The sequence below is a fragment of the Alicyclobacillus dauci genome (assembly GCF_026651605.1).
GTDB classification, from domain to species: domain Bacteria; phylum Bacillota; class Bacilli; order Alicyclobacillales; family Alicyclobacillaceae; genus Alicyclobacillus; species Alicyclobacillus dauci.
Map to the genome: position 1 here is coordinate 2620715 of NZ_CP104064.1, position 16880 is coordinate 2637594.

The 16880-nt window shown below is 51.4% G+C and carries 14 protein-coding genes; 3 read left to right on the forward strand and 11 right to left on the reverse strand.

The window, feature by feature from the left end:
- Positions 1-57: 57 nt before the first annotated feature.
- From NZD86_RS13335 to NZD86_RS13345, 3 genes are all read right to left on the reverse strand, one after another.
- The gene (locus NZD86_RS13335) at positions 58-1416 is read right to left on the reverse strand and encodes an IS4 family transposase (RefSeq protein WP_268042388.1); all 1359 of its coding nucleotides are present in this window, start codon (positions 1414-1416) and stop codon (positions 58-60) included.
- Between the two features lie 198 nt (positions 1417-1614).
- The gene (locus NZD86_RS13340) at positions 1615-2016 is read right to left on the reverse strand and encodes a GGDEF domain-containing protein (RefSeq protein WP_268042390.1); all 402 of its coding nucleotides are present in this window, start codon (positions 2014-2016) and stop codon (positions 1615-1617) included.
- A 114-nt stretch (positions 2017-2130) separates the two neighbouring features.
- Positions 2131-2919, reverse strand: coding sequence for an enoyl-CoA hydratase/isomerase family protein (locus tag NZD86_RS13345; protein WP_268042392.1), 789 nt, complete (start codon positions 2917-2919; stop codon positions 2131-2133).
- 210 nt (positions 2920-3129) lie between these two features.
- Here NZD86_RS13345 and NZD86_RS13350 point away from each other — a divergent pair, with 210 nt between their 5' ends.
- Both NZD86_RS13350 and NZD86_RS13355 read left to right on the forward strand, forming a co-directional pair.
- Positions 3130-3702 carry a DUF2087 domain-containing protein gene (locus tag NZD86_RS13350; protein ID WP_268042394.1) on the forward strand — a complete coding sequence of 191 codons (573 nt, stop codon included), beginning with the start codon at positions 3130-3132 and terminating at the stop codon, positions 3700-3702.
- Positions 3699-4934 carry an MFS transporter gene (locus NZD86_RS13355; RefSeq protein WP_268042396.1) on the forward strand — a complete coding sequence of 412 codons (1236 nt, stop codon included), beginning with the start codon at positions 3699-3701 and terminating at the stop codon, positions 4932-4934. Before NZD86_RS13350 ends, NZD86_RS13355 begins: the two co-directional genes overlap by 4 nt.
- 37 nt (positions 4935-4971) lie before the next feature.
- Here the strand turns inward: NZD86_RS13355 and NZD86_RS13360 are convergent, their stop codons facing one another.
- The 8 genes from NZD86_RS13360 to NZD86_RS13390 all read right to left on the reverse strand — a co-directional run bounded on the left by NZD86_RS13360 (position 4972) and on the right by NZD86_RS13390 (position 15895).
- A complete protein-coding gene (locus tag NZD86_RS13360) occupies positions 4972-6603 on the reverse strand; it encodes an FMN-binding glutamate synthase family protein (RefSeq protein WP_268042398.1) in 1632 nt (543 codons plus the stop codon).
- A gap of 81 nt (positions 6604-6684) precedes the next feature.
- Positions 6685-7329, reverse strand: coding sequence for a TlpA family protein disulfide reductase (locus tag NZD86_RS13365; RefSeq protein WP_268042400.1), 645 nt, complete (start codon positions 7327-7329; stop codon positions 6685-6687).
- A gap of 172 nt (positions 7330-7501) precedes the next feature.
- Entirely contained in the window at positions 7502-8743 is a 1242-nt protein-coding gene (locus NZD86_RS13370) for a bifunctional homocysteine S-methyltransferase/methylenetetrahydrofolate reductase (RefSeq protein ID WP_326492565.1), read from the reverse strand.
- Entirely contained in the window at positions 8664-9398 is a 735-nt protein-coding gene (locus NZD86_RS24495) for a homocysteine S-methyltransferase family protein (RefSeq protein WP_326492566.1), read from the reverse strand. The genes NZD86_RS13370 and NZD86_RS24495 overlap by 80 nt, the downstream gene beginning before the upstream one ends.
- Positions 9399-9448: 50 nt before the next feature.
- On the reverse strand, positions 9449-12877 hold the full coding sequence (metH, locus tag NZD86_RS13375) for a methionine synthase (RefSeq protein ID WP_268042402.1): 3429 nt from the start codon (positions 12875-12877) through the stop codon (positions 9449-9451).
- 69 nt (positions 12878-12946) lie between these two features.
- Positions 12947-14146 carry an MFS transporter gene (locus NZD86_RS13380; protein ID WP_268042404.1) on the reverse strand — a complete coding sequence of 400 codons (1200 nt, stop codon included), beginning with the start codon at positions 14144-14146 and terminating at the stop codon, positions 12947-12949.
- Between the two features lie 118 nt (positions 14147-14264).
- Complete coding sequence (locus tag NZD86_RS13385) at positions 14265-14456, reverse strand: hypothetical protein (protein ID WP_268042406.1); 192 nt, start codon at positions 14454-14456, stop codon at positions 14265-14267.
- Between the two features lie 59 nt (positions 14457-14515).
- Positions 14516-15895, reverse strand: coding sequence for a glycine--tRNA ligase (locus NZD86_RS13390; protein ID WP_268042408.1), 1380 nt, complete (start codon positions 15893-15895; stop codon positions 14516-14518).
- Positions 15896-16073: 178 nt separating this feature from the next.
- On the opposite strand from NZD86_RS13390, the gene NZD86_RS13395 reads away from it, so the two are divergent.
- Positions 16074-16868: an HAD family hydrolase gene (locus tag NZD86_RS13395; RefSeq protein ID WP_268042410.1), complete on the forward strand. Its 795-nt coding sequence runs from the start codon at positions 16074-16076 to the stop codon at positions 16866-16868.
- Positions 16869-16880: the final 12 nt, after the last annotated feature.

The window sequence follows — 16880 nt, forward strand, 5'->3', positions numbered from 1 at the left end:
TCAGTTATGCAGAGTATCATCTATACTTTTCTGACAAATATTAAAAATATTAATAACTCAACTTTCGCAGAGCGGATCGGACAAGTAGGCCCTGATATAACTAGGTAAATCGTTAATCCACTGCTGGAGTTGACTCTGAATCAGTTTTGTAAGTCTCTTGCTGGTTTTCTTGGATACGTCGTTAATCAATTCGACGAGTTGGCTCAATGCAACTGCCCAATCTAATTCGTTCACCTCGTCACAGAGAGCCAAAAACAGACCACCCAACGTACGCTCATCAGTACTTTGGCGGTGCTGCCAAGCCAGCAAGATATACCGTGAGAATACAATCGTCGTGTGACTAATCAGCATGTCGTACGAGCGACCTTGAAATTCCTTCTGCAGGCGTAACAACGACTTGGTGCATTTGAAGAATACCTCTATGTCCCAACGGATGCCGTAAATCTGGATGATTTCCTCTTCTGTTAGGGAACAGTCGGTGCATAGGACGGCCAACCATTCCTTCTTGTTACTTCGGTGACGAACGAACACCATGACAACGGGTATTCCCGGGGCTAATTGAGTATGAATGGAACGTAAGATGGTTTTCTTCATCCCCTGCACAGGCGTCGCAGCGTAATACAATTCCTTTAAGGACAAACGGCGTCCTCCGACCACATATCGTTTGTTGTCAGCCTTGACCATGCCGATGACATCGAGTCCCCGGTCAAGAATGGATTGAATGAGTGGTGCATGCGTAAACCAACTGTCCATTAAGACATACGAGGCGCCCATTCCTGCAGCCAGGGCACGTTCAATCATGGCAGGAATCAATTCCGGTGTGGGACGAAGTGCTTCCATTCGCCGCTTGTACCCGTGTGTTCGTTTGTCAATCGAGCCAATCATGCCATTCACTTGCGATTTCAGTGAACTAAGCAGGGAAAAGTCCACAGGAATAAACGTATGTCCGTCCGACCAACCCAGTGTCAGCATGCGAAACCCTTTGTAGTAACAGTTTCGGGCGTGATCCTTGAATCGAGCCAGTAATTCCACGGATTTGCTTCGGTTTCGTTCGTACATCGAATCATCCAGAACAAATACGCTGACCCGCTCACAGGACGTCAGAGAAGTTGTCTTGTTCACAACTTCTACACTGAGAAATAACAAGAACCGACGCCATGCAAAACCGCTGTGATTCAAAAAACGGTACACAGCATCCTTCCCGGGAAACGACTCTCCCTTGGAACTTTCCAGAAGCTGAAACCAGTTTCGATGATGGAAAATCAGGACAAAGACGATTTGAAACAGATAGGCACATGTAAATCCGAACTTCTTGGTGATTCCAGCCTTACGCAAGTATTTGAAAACCTTCAGTTCCCGAAAAACAGGTTGAATTTCAATTGGCAATTGATTGTTCTCCACTTGATGCCCTATCATTAGGGAAAGCACCTCTTCCGAATGGTAGTGTTTTGTCGCAAATTCACTTTACCAAACGGAGTGGTGTTTTTATGTTGTCAAACATCCTTTTCGAATCGGTGTAAAGCACCATTGTTCATGGCTTTAACTCGTTTTTCGGGCTGCGAAAGTTGAGTTAATAAGTAGAAAACATCTCATGATTCAGAAGTGACATCGTCGTCATTGTCCGGATTGGTTGACTTTACGAGCCCGTTTATCATCGTATAGTCGAACGTCCGCAGTCCTGTAGCAATCGTCAAATGTTTCCCCGTCAATGCCCCATACTACCCCACCTACACTCACTGAATTGCCTGGACACTGTTCGACAACCGCTGTCTGAATGAGGGACAAGGTACCACCCGGGTCAGTCACATCCGAAGGGAAGACAACGATAAACTCGTCGCCGCCGATTCTCGCGGCCAACCAGTCCGGCTGCACGGAATTCGTCAGTACACTGGCAACATCTCGCAGGGCCTGATCACCGGCGGGATGCCCGTGTACATCGTTGATGTTTTTGAGATTATCCATATCGATCACACCGACGACCAAATACATCTGTGCCTCGCCGGCGCGACTTATCATCAGTGGCAGAACGCATTCATCTCAAGCCACCCCACCACTTAATCCACGTTGATGGATACCGCTTTCATTGCGCTGTCAGCGGCTCTATCGTCCTTCAATAGGCATTGCAGGTTGTCATCTACCCTGAAAGTTGGGTTTTCGCTTCTCCATCATCGCCTGAATCCCCTCACGAACATCGTCAGTACCGAAACACTGTCTGATGAACGCTAGTTCGTTCTTTAACTGAGGGACAAGTGGCGTGTCATAACTTGAATAAACCAGTCGCTTGGACAACGTCATGGCAATGGGCGGACCAGATGCGAGCTCACGGGCAAATGCCTGCACGGTCTCAAGCAGTTGTGACCCTTCGACTACCTGGTTTAACAGGCCTAATCTATCAGCCTCGGCTGCATCCACGTCACGACCGGTGAGAATGAGTTCCATCGCTTTCGTGTGCCCGACAAGTCGTGGCAGAAAGTACGTCATTCCTGCATCCGGGCTGAGGGCACGACGAATATAGCCCGTCGTTAGCTTGGCCTCTTCGCTCATAAATCGGAAATCACACGCGAGGGCCAAGGACAGCCCTGCACCGGCAGCAACCCCGTTAATGGCAGCAATGATGGGTTTGTCATTATGAACGACGCTTTCAATTAACCGCCCCACCCATTCAAGCTCATCGAGTCGACCAAACCTACTAGTAGGCGAAAGATCACCGTTGGTAAAAGTAGATAAATCCAAGCCGCTAGAAAAACCTCTACCCCGACCAGTGATGATGACGACCCGAACGTCGTCATCGCGGGAAGCATCATTGAGGGCTTGAATGAGATTACTGCTCAGGCCATCGTCAAACGCATTTAACCGATCCGGTCGATTTAATGTCAATATTCGAACACCTTGGGCATCTTGGATCAAGAGATTGTCCACAAGAAAACTCCCTTCAAACTATCAACACCAATTTCCAGTGTTCACTACGTACGAATCTACCAGATGTCTTTATTCTATCATGGCGGCAATGGGACAGAGGACCACTTTCTCCAAAAATGGTGCACCTGTCTCAAATACACGTATTGACACTAATTCGATGATGATCTAATTTGTTAATCATAAAATTTGATCTTGGAATGGGGTTGCACGATGACGGAACAAGACATTCAACAGCTTGTCCAACACTTAAAAGTTTTGGCAGATGAAAGTCGACTGCGCATTCTCGGTATGCTGGCGACCCGCAAGTCAAGCGTCGAGGAGCTAGCTGCTTATTTGAATTTGAAGCCACCGACAGTATCGCATCATCTCAACAAATTACGGGAGGTTGGGTTGGTGTCCATGTATGCGGAAGGAAACACGCACATTTATGAGTTCCGCCCGGAAACGTTGCTTCGCATGAATCGGGAACTCCTTACACCAGAGAAACTATCACACATGGTATCAGACGTGAACGGTGATGAATGGGACCGAAAAGTACTGCGCGATTTCCTGAACGGGCAGGAATTGAAAGAAATACCCGCCAGTCGAAAGAAACGCACGGTGATTCTCAAGTGGTTGGCTGACAAGTTTGAGTACGGACGCCAGTATCAAGAATCGGAAGTGAACGAAATCATCGGGCGCCATCACCCGGACTTCGCAACGCTGCGCCGAGAACTCGTCGGCAACCGCTTGATGGACCGGAAAGATGGGATTTACTGGCGGATCGAATGGGATAGCCAATGAGAGGATTTTTTGAACTATTCCGCCAGGAACCAGATTATTTGCGGCTGACCATGGGTGGGTTGGTTAGCGGCGTCGGCGACTGGTTCAATTCCGTTGCCGTCATGAGTCTACTCCTGCTGTTTACACACAGTGGGTTGTCCATTGCAATCCTGCTCTCCTTGCGGACAATTCCATCCCTTTTCATAGGGCCAATTGCCGGCGTACTAGCGGACAAGGTGAATCGAAAAGCGATCTTAGTTGTAACTGACATTGCAAGAGCGATAGTCGCATTATCCTTTTTGTTCGTACACAGTGAACATCAAATTTGGATTGCATATACAGCGACATTTGCTTTGGTCGTGTTTACATCCCTGTTTAATCCGGCCCGATTTGCCATTGTCCCACAAGTTGTTCGCGCGTCAAATCTGTCGTTGGCCAATGCACCTCAAAAGTCAACTTTTGGTGCTGTACTGGCTGTGGGATCACTGGCCGGTGGGGCTATAACGGCTATCTGGGGTGTCAACGTCGCTTTCATCATCAATTCACTTTCGTTTTTGTGCTCGGCGGCACTATGCCTATCCATACACCCCAAGTCGATGGGTGAATCCGTACGTGAACGCACACATGAGCGGGCAGGAACGAGCCAAAAGTTAATGGGCCTATTGATATCCTCTCGTACCGTGCGGGCAATTTTTCTCATGCAGGTGATCTGGCCCGTTGGCGGTGGTATCATCAACGTTTTACTCAGTGTTTATGCCTTTCAAGTCTTTCATGCCGAGAACCAGGGGGTAGGGTTACTGTATGGAAGCCTGGGTGTCGGATTTATTGTCGGGGGCATGCTCACACAAAAATTCACAAAATTCGGAGGTCCGACGATTCTTGTTGGTCTACTCATGGAAGGATCCTGTCACTTTGCTCTTTCACAGTCTCCGAATATCTGGATCGGCGCAGTGTTCCTGTTCATCGCAACACTCGGGGCCGGAATCAGCAACGCCATGATCACAACAATTTTAATGCAGACGGTGAACAAACGGGTTCAAGGGCGTATTTTCGCCCTATTTGGAACAACGTCCGACTTTATCCTTGGTATTTCCATGTTGCTTGCCGGATTGGCTTTGACACACGTCCATCCGCGGACTCTTGGTGCTGTCGGCGGTCTCGTCATGGTTTGTAGTGCACTGTGTTCGGGGTGGATGCTGGTCCGGGCAGGCACATTCTCGTCGTTCCGAGTTGATTCCTCAAAAACGGGCTGACACGAAAAAGATGTTCGCGTCAGCCTTGGCCTTTGTTTCATGCGAGATTACCTTTCGTTTCACTTTCAAGTACGGTCTCCTGAGTGTCTGGATACGGAAACAACTCGGACATTCGGACCGTTCGCCCGTATTCGTTTTTAAATACGACATGTTCCCGTGTCAATTGACGTGGACTCTCTAGTCCACAAGCTGCTGCGAGGGCGAATACGCCTTCGCGCATCTGGAGAACGTAGTTCATCACGCGCCACTGTTTTTCTTCGGGCGCCAAAGCTGCTTGGTACCTCGGATCGGTTGTTGTGATACCCGTCGGACACTTGCCTGTATGACATTGCATGGCCATAATGCAGCCATTTGCCATCATGAACCCTCGTGCGGAGTTTACACAATCTGCCCCAAGGGCCAGTGCTATCGCCACTTTGTCTGATGTGACGAGCTTACCAGAAGCGAAAATGCGAATTCGATCTCGTACACCGTATCGGCGACAAGCGTCATCGAGCAGGACGAGCGCGGAGAACAGCGGTAGGCCCATACCGTCTGCCATCGCTTTGAACGTTGCACCCGATCCTCCTTCACTGCCATCGACCGTGATGAAGTCGGGATAGATATCCATTTTCTTTATGGTGGAAAACCAGTCATCCAGCTTCGTGCCGTCGCCAATGACAATTTTAACTCCGACGGGTTTTCCACCCAGGGCTTGCAGATGCTCAACGAAACGTAATGCATCCGCTGAATTTTTCAAAAATGGAAACCGATTTGGAGAGTTAACTGTTTTCCCAATGGGAACGCGTCGAATCTGTGAGATTTTATGGTTTACTTTCGAGCCCTCGAGGTGTCCGCCGCGGATCTTCGCACCTTGGTGGAACTTCAGTTCAAATGCCTTGATGTTTTCGTGTTGGGCCAACGCCGTAAATGCCTCGTCGGAAAAATTTCCTTCGTCGTCCCGATACCCAAATAGCCCCGGGCCAATTTGTGCTACCACATCCACACCAGTAGCCAAGTGGTCAGGTGCGACTCCACCTTCACCGGTATTGATCCACGATCCGCCGGCCATACGCGCACCATTGCCCGTCGACTGAATATAGTGCTCGCCCACAGCCCCGTAGGAAGTCGCCGAAGCTCCGAACATGCCTTTGACAACCCAAGGATGATTCCGATCCGCTCCAACGACAATGGCGTCCCTGTCAGGGTACATCCACTTGTTAGGCTGATCCCTCTCTTGATGTTCACGCCGTGTGAACAGACCCTCATGGACAATTCGATACTTACGGCCTTCCTCAGCCGAGGAATGATCAACCTGTAATTCGTCGACCAGTTTCGGAAACAAATCGTTTGACAGGTAGAGACCCGGTTTCTCGTAGTCCCGCTTCGCACCAAATGAAATTAAGTCCGTACGATATTTTGATGCAAAGACAACCGCTAGAAAATCCGCCCGAGAAAACGGTTTGCCCTGCGTATCGCCGTCAAACCAGTACTGGCGAAACTCCGGCCCCATCTTCTCAAGCAAATATCGCATCCACCCGAGATAGGGGTGGGCCCGAATGATGGAGTGTTGAGGCCGTCTAGACAAAAAGTAAAGATACAGCAGTCCACCAACCGGGACCAAAACCAGTATTGCAAACACGACAATCAATAGAATGAGTATAACGGTAACCAGAGATACTCCCTCCACTCACTATGGATTAAATCGGTGCAAAGACCCGTGTATCATCTAAAATATACCACAGCTAAAAATACACCCTAGCTTGCAGGGCTAAAGGCCAAGGACACTTGTCCAGACCGAAAGCGTATGCTCTCCGAACAGCGTTTGTATTCCTCGTACGTTTTCATATGCCAATGTTGGATAGCCTTGTGGCGCATACTTATCGCCTGCGGCAGGATCCAAAGCGTAATACATCTGAAATCCGTGCAAATTGAGTTGTTTCGTTTCCTCCGCTTCAACCTGAACTGCCTCTTGCAGCTCCGTGTTCTTAGGAAACCCTACGTTCACGATAACAGGCAAACGGCTCAACTCACTCTTATGTGAAGAGAGCAACTCCAACGTACGTTGACAGTGCGGACACCAATAGGCGACAAAGAGAATAGGTGTTTGTCGAGCATCCAACACGACTCTCTTCCCCGCTGCGGTGAGTACAGAGACATGCGTATAATCAACGTCGGTAGCTGGTGATGGATCGACCTTTGTATCTGGCGTTACCACGAGTTCACGCGTGCGATTTTGAAAAGCCAGCTTCGGTTTTGCCGCACTTGTCCCATTTGTCGTCGTATCTGTACCATTGGTAACCGTTGCACAACCCGAAGCGAGTAGAAGGGATAACACCCCCGATGAAATCAGGGTAAACAATCGGTTCAAACGAATCACGCCTTTGTTCATTACTGTATTCGACACTGTACTCAACCTGTCCGAATAAACAAAGACCCAGCAGCAACCGGCTACTAGGTCACCATATGTTCAATTTAGGTTAAAGTCGTGCGAACAGCAATGTTTCATAGGAAATGACTGATACGAATTGGAAACCGGCAAACGGCTTATCCGATGAGTTCATTCTGCGCCAGTACCCCACTCTACGCTACGGCGTGACCAAGCTACCCATTCGAATGTGCTGTGTGAGGCGAACGGTGAGATCGTACTTGAGAAACGGCGTTACAAGATAGATACCGCGAAAATACGACAGCGCTGCGTCACAGAGCCGTTCGGCCAGCTGGTAGCCCGCTTCCCCCGCCTGGTCCGGTGTCGCTTCTCGCATGGCCAGAAGAACGTCTTCCGGAATGGTGATACCCGGAACCTGGTGATGGAGAAACTCAGCGTTGCGGAGACTCGTGAGCGGCATGATGCCAATCATCACTGGAACACCCAAGTCGCGTGTGGCAAGGGCAATTTGCTCCATGGTTCGCTCGTCGTAAACTGGCTGCGTCATGACGTAGTCGGCACCAGCTTCAACTTTGCGTCGCAACCGTTCCACCGCCTTGGGAAAGTTGCGAACGTGCGGATTGAACGCCGTGCCAATGACAAACTGAGCCGGCTTTTTGAGTTGCTTACCCGAGAAGCCGACGCCCTCGTTCAGCCGTCTCACCATCTTGGTTAAGTCGATTGACGAGACGTCATATACGGAACTTGCACCAGGAAGGTCTCCGTAACGAGATGGATCTCCTGTGATAAGCAGAATATTGCGGATGCCTAATACATGCAACCCCATAAGGTGCGACTGCTGCCCTATCAAATTTCGATCCCGGCATGTCACATGCACCAGCGGCTCAATGCCGAACTGCTTGAGCATGCTCGCCAGCGCCATGTTACTCACACGCACCGTACCCAGCGAATTGTCTGCCATCGTGATCATGTCGGCACCGGCCGCTCGCAGCTCGCGAGCCCCTTGAATAAACCGTTCGCATTCGAGCGTTTTAGGCGGATCGAGCTCCACGATGACCGTGGCTTGCGTCTTCAACTTGTCGACTAGCGACTCACCCATGGGACGGATCACTTCATAAGGGGTCTCTTCCACAACCCGGGCTGGCGTTCGATTCGCGTCTGACTCGCGCTTTCTCACCGGCGAATTGAAGTCCGCAAGTTCCCCCACCGCACCCAGTTCCTGCAGTCTCTCGACAAGTACACGGATATGCGCCGGAGTGGTACCGCAACAGCCACCTAACCATGTGACACCAAGCTTGGCGATCTCAAGCATGACGTCAGCGAAATTTTGCTCGTCACCGGTGTACGACAATGCGTCGTTTTCACTTCGTTGCAAAATCCCCCCGTTCGGCACTGCCGCAAATGTGCCAACGGTAAGCGACAAGGATTCCGTACGGGCCAAGACGACAGTTGAGGCCGGTTACGTCAGCACCTGCCTCGCGCAAAGACTGAAACGACTCCTGTAGAGGAACCCCATCCCGCGTGACGCCAACTTCTTCAGGTGATAAGTTCGCAACGATTGGCAATGTGGTCAGCGATCGGACGATGCGAAGTGCGAGCATCAGTTCTTCTAGATCCGGGAAGGTCTCCAAGACGATGCCTTGGACACCGGCGTCGAGCAAAACTTCCGCTTGCTCGCGATATTCCGCTGCAAGTGCCTCCCGCTCCTCGTCAAACAGTGCGCCCCCGTAGCGTCCCGCACCTTGGATCGGGCCAATGGTGCCGTAGACCGAAGCTCTTTCACCGGCCGCCCGGAAGGCGATCTCGACGGCCGCACGATTCACAGCGCTCACTTGCTCGCGCAGTCCGTGCCGGGCCAAACTTCGCCCATTGGCCGCAAACGTATTCGTCTGAATGACGGTGGCACCAGCCTCGACATACGAGCGATGGACTTCTTCTACTAGTTTTGCCGAAGAAAGATTCAATTCCTCCGCACAGACCCGAATTGGTACGCCACATTGATGCAGGTAGGTGGCCATTGCACCATCACCGACGACATACGTCCGACTTCCAACACGAATTCCTTGTGGCGAGCGGTGCCCAGCTTCTGTGCTCATGTCGAATCTCTCCTCCTCTTCCTCAGGTAGGGACAAGCCGTGAAAGTGAGTCATTCAACGTTAAAGTACTTCGCTTCCGGATGGCTGAATGCCAGCGCGGAAACGGACGCTTCCGGATCCATCATGAATCCATCCGTCAACTGGACGCCGATATCCTCCGGATGCAGTAAATCGAACAATGTCGCCTGCTGCTCTAAGTCCGGACAGGCTGGATAGCCGAAGGAAACACGAATCCCTTGATACCGCGCAATAAAACGTTCTCGCATGGTCATATGGACCGGATCGGGAAATCCCCACATGTCGCGCAACATCTGGTGCATTCGCTCCGCGAACGCCTCTGCGAGTTCCAGTGCAATGGACTGCAGGGCGTGCGATCGCAGGTACTCCCCAGCTGTCTTGAGCCGCTCCGCCTCTTCTCGAATTGCGCTTCCCGTCGTCAGCGTCATCATGGCCATATAATCCTTGGTGCCGTTGCCGACAGGGCGAACGAAGTCCGCTACACACAAATGCGGCGGCTTCGCCTGGCGAGGGAACGGAATTCTCGCTCGCACGGAATTCCCGTCCGCCGTGTACACAACGACGTCGTTACCATCCGCTTCAACAGGAAAAAACTGATAGACCGCGTTGGCTTTGATCCAGTTTTTTGCTTCCGCCTCATAAATGAGCGCGTCCACCATGTCGAGGAGGTCCAGCGCCTGCCTATCGCCTTCCGCTATCCGCTTCTCTACGTTTCCACTGAGTCCGAGATGTTTCCCCAGGAGCATTTGCAAGTTCAGATAGGGCCGAATCATGCGAAGCGGATAGTCTCTCAATATGTGTCGTTCCAAATCTGGTGGAACAAACACTGGTGCATCACGGCTTATATCCGACCGCGCGCGTGTTGTCGTTGTTGTTGGAGTCGGCACGGCTGATGCTCCGTCGAGAAATTTCTGCCTGTCCGCCTCGTTCTGTGCCAACAGCTCACCACGCTGAGTTTCGTTCATCAACTGATTGGCAAAATCCAGGCCTTCCATTGCGTCCTTCGCGTAGATCACTGGACCGTCATACTGATTCGCGATCTTCGTGAGCGTAAATTTTTTCGTCAGGGCAGCTCCTCCGACCAGAAGCGGCAAGTCGATCCCGGCATGGCGAAAGTCATCCGCAGTGACGACCATCTGCTGAGCGGACTTGACGAGGAGTCCCGACAGACCGATCATGTCAGGCCGATGCTCCCGCACCGCTTGGATCAGTTGCTCAGGTGCGACTTTGATCCCGAGATTCACGACGTCAAAGCCATTGTTGGCCAAGATAATCTCAACCAAGTTCTTGCCGATGTCATGCACATCACCCTTCACAGTCGCCAAAATAAGTCGACCTTTCGAGTGAGTCCCGGACTTTTCCATGTGCGGCTCGAGATAAGCGACCGCCGCTTTCATCACCTCAGCACTTTGCAGGACCTCTGCCACAATTAGTTCGTTCCGGTTAAACAGACGTCCAACTTCCGTCATGCCATCCATCAGCGGTCCGTTGATGATATCGAGGGGTGGAGACGACATCAGAGCCTCATCGAGGTCCGCAAACAGTCCATCCTTTGTTCCTTCAACGACATAACGGGCCAAACGATCCGCAAGCGGGAGATCCTGTACAGCGACCGTTGACGTCACTTTCTTCTCGCGGTAACGGGCTGTGAATTCAGCGACGAGATCGTCCGTCGTTTCAAACAGGAGTCTATCGGACAAGACACGTTCCTCTTCTGGGATAGACGCATACCGCTCCAGCCGTTCACTGTTGACGATGGCGTAAGTCAGTCCCGCCTTCGTACAGTGATAGAGGAAAACAGCATTTAACACCTCGCGACCTGCTGGCGGTAAGCCGAACGACACATTGCTTACACCGAGAATTGTCGGACATTCCGGCAGACGTTCACGGAGAATGCGGATGGCCTCAACCGTTTCCAAGGCGGATCCGATATACTTCTCATCGCCCGTACCTACTGGGAACGTGAGCGGATCGATGATGATGTCACTTTTGCGCATTCCGTACTTCTCCACCAGCAGTGATACGATCCGCTGAGCAATCTCCACTTTCCGCTCCCGCGTGACAGCCATGCCGGATTCATCGATTGTACCTACGACAAGTGCCGCCCCGTACGCCTTGGCCAATTGCGCGTACGACGCAAGCCTCGGCTCCCCATCCTCCAAGTTCGTCGAGTTAATGATGGATTTCCCCTGGATGTGCTTGAGAGACGATTCAACGACAGCTGCATCGGTTGAGTCGATCATGATGGGCACTTTGACTTTACGGACCGCTAGCGGCAGTAGACTCCGCATGTCAGCAAGTTCATCCCGATCGGGATCAGCGAGGCAAATGTCGATGACTTGAGCCCCAGAGCGGACTTGCGACCGTGCAACTTCAGCCGCAGCGTCAAAGTCGCCGTCAGCAATGAGGCGACGAAACTTTCGAGAGCCAATGACGTTCGTCCGCTCGCCCACGATGATTGGTCGAATATCGTCATCCAGGACGAGTCCATCCATTCCCGCAACCGCGTGCGGGTGCGCCTCCGCAAGCGCTCTTGGGGCTAGGCCTTCTAGTTGTTTCGCCAGTTCACGAATATGTTCCGGCGTGGTGCCACAACAGCCACCGGCGATGTTCAACCATCCTTCACGCGCGAAATCAGACATCTTCTTCGCAAACGCGTACGGTGTCTCCAAATAGCAACCCTCTTCGTCCGGCAATCCGGCGTTCGGATGGCAGCTTACTGCACATTCAGACAATGAGGAGAGCGCTCGAACGTGATCGCGCATGAGTTCAGGGCCTGTTGCGCAATTGATACCGACTGCAAACGGATGTAAATGCTCCACAGACAGGTAGAACGCCTCGATAGACTGGCCAGCCAAGGTGGTACCCATGGTTTCGATGGTGCCACTCACCATGACGGGAATTTGACGGGACAGTTTTTCAGACACCCGCTTAACTGCCAACCCGGCGGCTTTGACATTGAGCATATCTTGAGATGTCTCAATCATGAGAAAATCCGCCCCGCCAACCATCAATCCTTCAGCTTGAACCGCATAGCTTTCCACCAACTCGTCGAACGTTGCCCCTCCTGTTACGGAGAGGCTCTTGGTCGTAGGTCCCATCGATCCGGCCACAAAACGGGGCCGATCAGCCGTACTGTGCGCGTCCGCCGTCTCCCTGGCAAGCAGGGCTGACAATCGGCTAATTTCATACGCCTGGTCACCGAGCTCATACTCCGCCAACACGAGCGGTGTGCTCCCGAAAGAGTTGGTTTCTACAATATCGGCTCCAGCCGCGAGGTAAGCCGAGTGAATACTGCGAATGAGGTCTGGTCTGGTGACATTGAGGTATTCATTACACCCCTCAAGTTCGGGTCCCCCGAAATCATCAGCCGTGAGATCCGCTTGTTGTATCATCGTGCCCATGGCGCCGTCCAGAATGAGAATACGTTCTTTTATGATTGATTGAATAGAATGCGACACAGGCTTTCACTCACAATCTAGGAACAAATATTGCAAACATTGTAGCATAGGACCTAAAGACAGGTAAGACTATGAGGCTTTTGTTACCGTTGTGCGTGTTGCGGCGCGCTGGTGGAGTCCAAAACGATAGGCAAAATATAGTATTGGCGCTAGGACGACGAGGATTGTTACACCGATATCCACGGCCCGCGTTAATCCGAAGCGATCCGACAATTGTAAAAAGAGTGGTGCCCCAATGGAAAAACCAAGTACGTAAGCTGCATTGTAAATCCCATTCATAGCACCGCGAACGGCATCCGGAGACTCGTCGTTCACCACCCACGTGAACAGAGTACATAAGATTGCGGACCCAATGCCCCAGCAAGCGCTCGTCAAATAAACGACTGGATAACTGTGTGCGTGCGCTAGGAGCAGTGTGGCACCAGCAAGTAGCAGTGTACCCGCCCCTATCAGCCGATGAAGATTTCGGACTTGACTCCATCGAGCGAAACATGCTGACACACTAATCCACAGAATTCCGAGCGGCAGGAACAAGAGACCGTTTGAAAAGGAACTGTGTCCACCAGTTGGCACCATAGGGAGCAGTGCACAGACACCAAAATAGACAACACCAAATACCATCGCACCAACGACAGTTAGCGCAAGCCCCGGTCTTTTCATAGCTACTCGCATAGACAATGCGTAGGAAGATACAGTCAGTTTCTCCGCACCCCCGTCAAGTTGTCGCTGCACGTTCAAACGAAGGCACAGTGCAGCCGATACCAGAGCAGTCCCGTAAAGAATGAAGACACCCTTCCACCACACTGATGCAACCGAACCCCCAAGAAACGGCACGAGCGCTTCTGCAACAGCAATGGCAGCACCAAAGTACGCAAAAGCCTGTCTTCGTCCTTTCCCCGGCGGATAGATGTCCCCGATCATGCTGTCTACCATCGGCTGAATGCCGGCCGATCCCACACCCATCACGGCACGACCGACCAAGATGAGAAGTGGATCACCCGTCCAAACCGGTACCGTACCGCCAATCGCAAATAGTATCAGGCCCAACGTCAGCACAGACCTGCGACCCAAAAAATCGGAAATTATCCCGAGCACAGGTGTTGATAAAACATAAGCTGCAGCATACAGCGTGATCATCCACCCAATAAAATTAAGTGGTTGGTGTAAGTGAGACGCCAAGACGCTTTCCGCAGGAAAGAGAATTGAATTCGGTAGCATAGCAACAATTGATGCGAACAGAAGAATGAACAGCCATGAACGGCGTTCCATGCGCACCCACCCCTTCCCTTTAACTGATAAGCGTCATGACTGGATGATTCAATGAGGAAGGGCATAGAAAAAGGACTGCCCGGTGCGGACAGCCCTGTCGAGAGGTGTGATTCGTCTGTCAACCATTTGACTGTCGTCGTCCGTGCTTGATGTTCGCGCGATGATACTGTTTCCACGGAATAACCGCATCCAATCGAGTACTCATCATGTGATTTCGACGTTCGACGAACGATTCGAAATGACGATTCTGTTCCAGCGCACCGACGAAAGCAAAATTGTCATTATGATTCTCAGTATGCTGACCTGACATCACGCCACCCCCACTATGGTTTACCCGATGACAGACGAGGTCATGTATCCGTCACATGATCAGGCTTGAATCCTCTCGTTTAGCCAAGCCGCGATCTCAGAGATGGCCACACGCGTCTGTTCCATGCTATCCCGATGACGGATGGTCACTGCTTGGTCGCTCTCGGACTCGAAGTCATAAGTGATGCAAAATGGTGTCCCGATCTCGTCGTGACGCCGATACCGTTTACCGATTGAGCCTGTCTCATCATAATCGACACTAAACTGCTTGGACAACTGTTGGAACAGTTGTGTCGCCCCGTCGCCCAACTTTTTGGAGAGCGGGAAAACGGCTGCGTGGAACGGCGCGATCGACGGATGCAGACGCATTACGACACGTGTATCGTTTTCGCCCACTTCTTCCTCGTCGTACGCATCGGCGAAAATAGCCAAGAACAAGCGATCCACACCAATTGACGGTTCGATGCAGTACGGAATGAACGGCTCTGTGCCCTCCTCTTGTACCGTCATGTTCTCACCCGAGTGTTCGGCATGTGCTCGCAAGTCAAAGTCCGTACGATCCGCAACACCGAGCAACTCACCCCAACCAAACGGGAAACGGTACTCGACGTCGGTGGTTGCGGTGCTGTAGTGGGACAACTGTTCCTTTTCGTGGTCGCGGAGGCGCAGGTTTTCTTCCTTCATCCCGATGGACAGCAACCAGTCATAGCAGAACTGACGCCAGTGCTGGAACCACTTCAGGTCTTCGCCAGGCGCGCAGAAAAATTCAAGCTCCATCTGCTCAAACTCACGCGTTCTAAACGTAAAGTTGCCGGGTGTAATTTCATTTCGGAAACTCTTCCCGACTTGTCCGATACCGAACGGTAGTTTTTTGCGCATGGTGCGCTGTACGTTTTTAAAGTTCACAAAAATTCCCTGCGCGGTTTCCGGACGCAGGTACACTTCGCTTGCCGCGTCCTCAGTGACACCTTGGTGTGTTTTGAACATCATGTTAAACTGGCGAACGCTCGTAAAGTCGTGTGCCCCACAGTCGGGGCAAGCGACATCGTACGTTTGCAACAGTTCATCCATCTTGGAAAATGGAAGTCCGTCGACGATAATTTCTTCGCCCTTCGCTTCAGCAGCGGATTCAATGAGCTTATCGGCCCGGAATCGAGACTTGCACTGACGACAATCGACCATCGGATCGTTAAAGTTCCCCACGTGTCCGGAAGCCACCCATACGTTTCGGTTCATGAGAATGGCTGAATCCAATCCCACATTGTACGGGTTTTGCTCGATGAACTGCTTCCACCAGGCGCGTTTGATGTTTTGCTTCATCTGAGCACCGAGGGGACCATAGTCCCACGTATTCGCGAGCCCCCCGTAAATTTCCGAGCCCGGGAATATAAATCCCCGGCGCTTAGCTAATGATACAAGTTGATCCATCGTCGTTTGCATATCGTTCCTCCCGTAACCATTCAATACGGCTATCATACTGGAAGTTTGCTTCCCGAATCAATTGTAATTGAGTTTTAACCATACAATCGTCAGTGTGAACCTACTTACGGGACGTGTATAATGGAGAACGGTTCACCACGTTTCGTACGACAAGCGTGGCGGAGAGGAGTTCAGACAATTGACAGAGAGAGACATCCAGATGGTCTTTTTAGATATCGACGGAACATTGTATGTGGATGGCAAATTGGTGCCGAGTGGCGTCAAGGCTGTTGAGTCTTTACTTGAACAAGGAATTCCAGTGGCCCTGTGCACTGGCCGCTCCGTGTTACACGCACAGTCCGTTCAAGATGCCCTACAAGTGCCGTACGGAATTTACTTTAACGGCGGACTTGTCAAGTCATTACAGGAGGAACTGTTCTCCACGCCGTTCGAGCAAGAGGACGTTCGCGCCATTTATGAATACGCGCACGCGAATCACATTTCAACGGTGATTCATACACATGACCGAGCCTTGGCGTTTGAACCCGTACCAGAGCGCTACTACCCCGTGCTCAGGTCGTTCGACTTTCCAGTAATCGATGTCATCCAGGCTGGGGAAGACGCGCTCAAACAACTGAAGGTATTTCAAATCAATGCATTTATGACAAAGGAATGGGACACGGACTTTGAAGAACGGTTTCCCGCCTGTTATATCTACCGTTGGGATCGACATGCAGTGGATTTCCAGCGTCGTAAATCCGACAAATCCATTGGGGCCCTTCATCTCCTCAAGCGTTTAGGCATATCACCCGACAGAGCCGTCCACATAGGTGATGGTGGCAACGACATCGGTATGTTCCGAACACTTGGGTACTCATATGCAATGGGAAATGCAACGGACGATGTCAAACAAGCCGCAAAGCGTGTAACTGCAAGCGCGACCGAAGACGGTGTTGCAAAGGCACTCGCAGAACTAGGTCTCATTACGATTTAACGCAGTTACTCC

What these genes read in the sequence shown, in the direction of transcription:
- NZD86_RS13385 (WP_268042406.1), bottom strand. Translation starts at nt 14,456, where the DNA reads ATGTCAGGTCAGCATACTGAGAATCATAATGACAATTTTGCTTTCGTC.
- NZD86_RS13335 (WP_268042388.1), bottom strand. Translation starts at nt 1,416, where the DNA reads ATGATAGGGCATCAAGTGGAGAACAATCAATTGCCAATTGAAATTCAA.
- NZD86_RS13380 (WP_268042404.1), bottom strand. Translation starts at nt 14,146, where the DNA reads ATGGAACGCCGTTCATGGCTGTTCATTCTTCTGTTCGCATCAATTGTT.
- NZD86_RS24495 (WP_326492566.1), bottom strand. Translation starts at nt 9,398, where the DNA reads ATGAGCACAGAAGCTGGGCACCGCTCGCCACAAGGAATTCGTGTTGGA.
- NZD86_RS13390 (WP_268042408.1), bottom strand. Translation starts at nt 15,895, where the DNA reads ATGCAAACGACGATGGATCAACTTGTATCATTAGCTAAGCGCCGGGGA.
- NZD86_RS13355 (WP_268042396.1), top strand. Translation starts at nt 3,699, where the DNA reads ATGAGAGGATTTTTTGAACTATTCCGCCAGGAACCAGATTATTTGCGG.
- NZD86_RS13350 (WP_268042394.1), top strand. Translation starts at nt 3,130, where the DNA reads ATGACGGAACAAGACATTCAACAGCTTGTCCAACACTTAAAAGTTTTG.
- NZD86_RS13340 (WP_268042390.1), bottom strand. Translation starts at nt 2,016, where the DNA reads ATGATAAGTCGCGCCGGCGAGGCACAGATGTATTTGGTCGTCGGTGTG.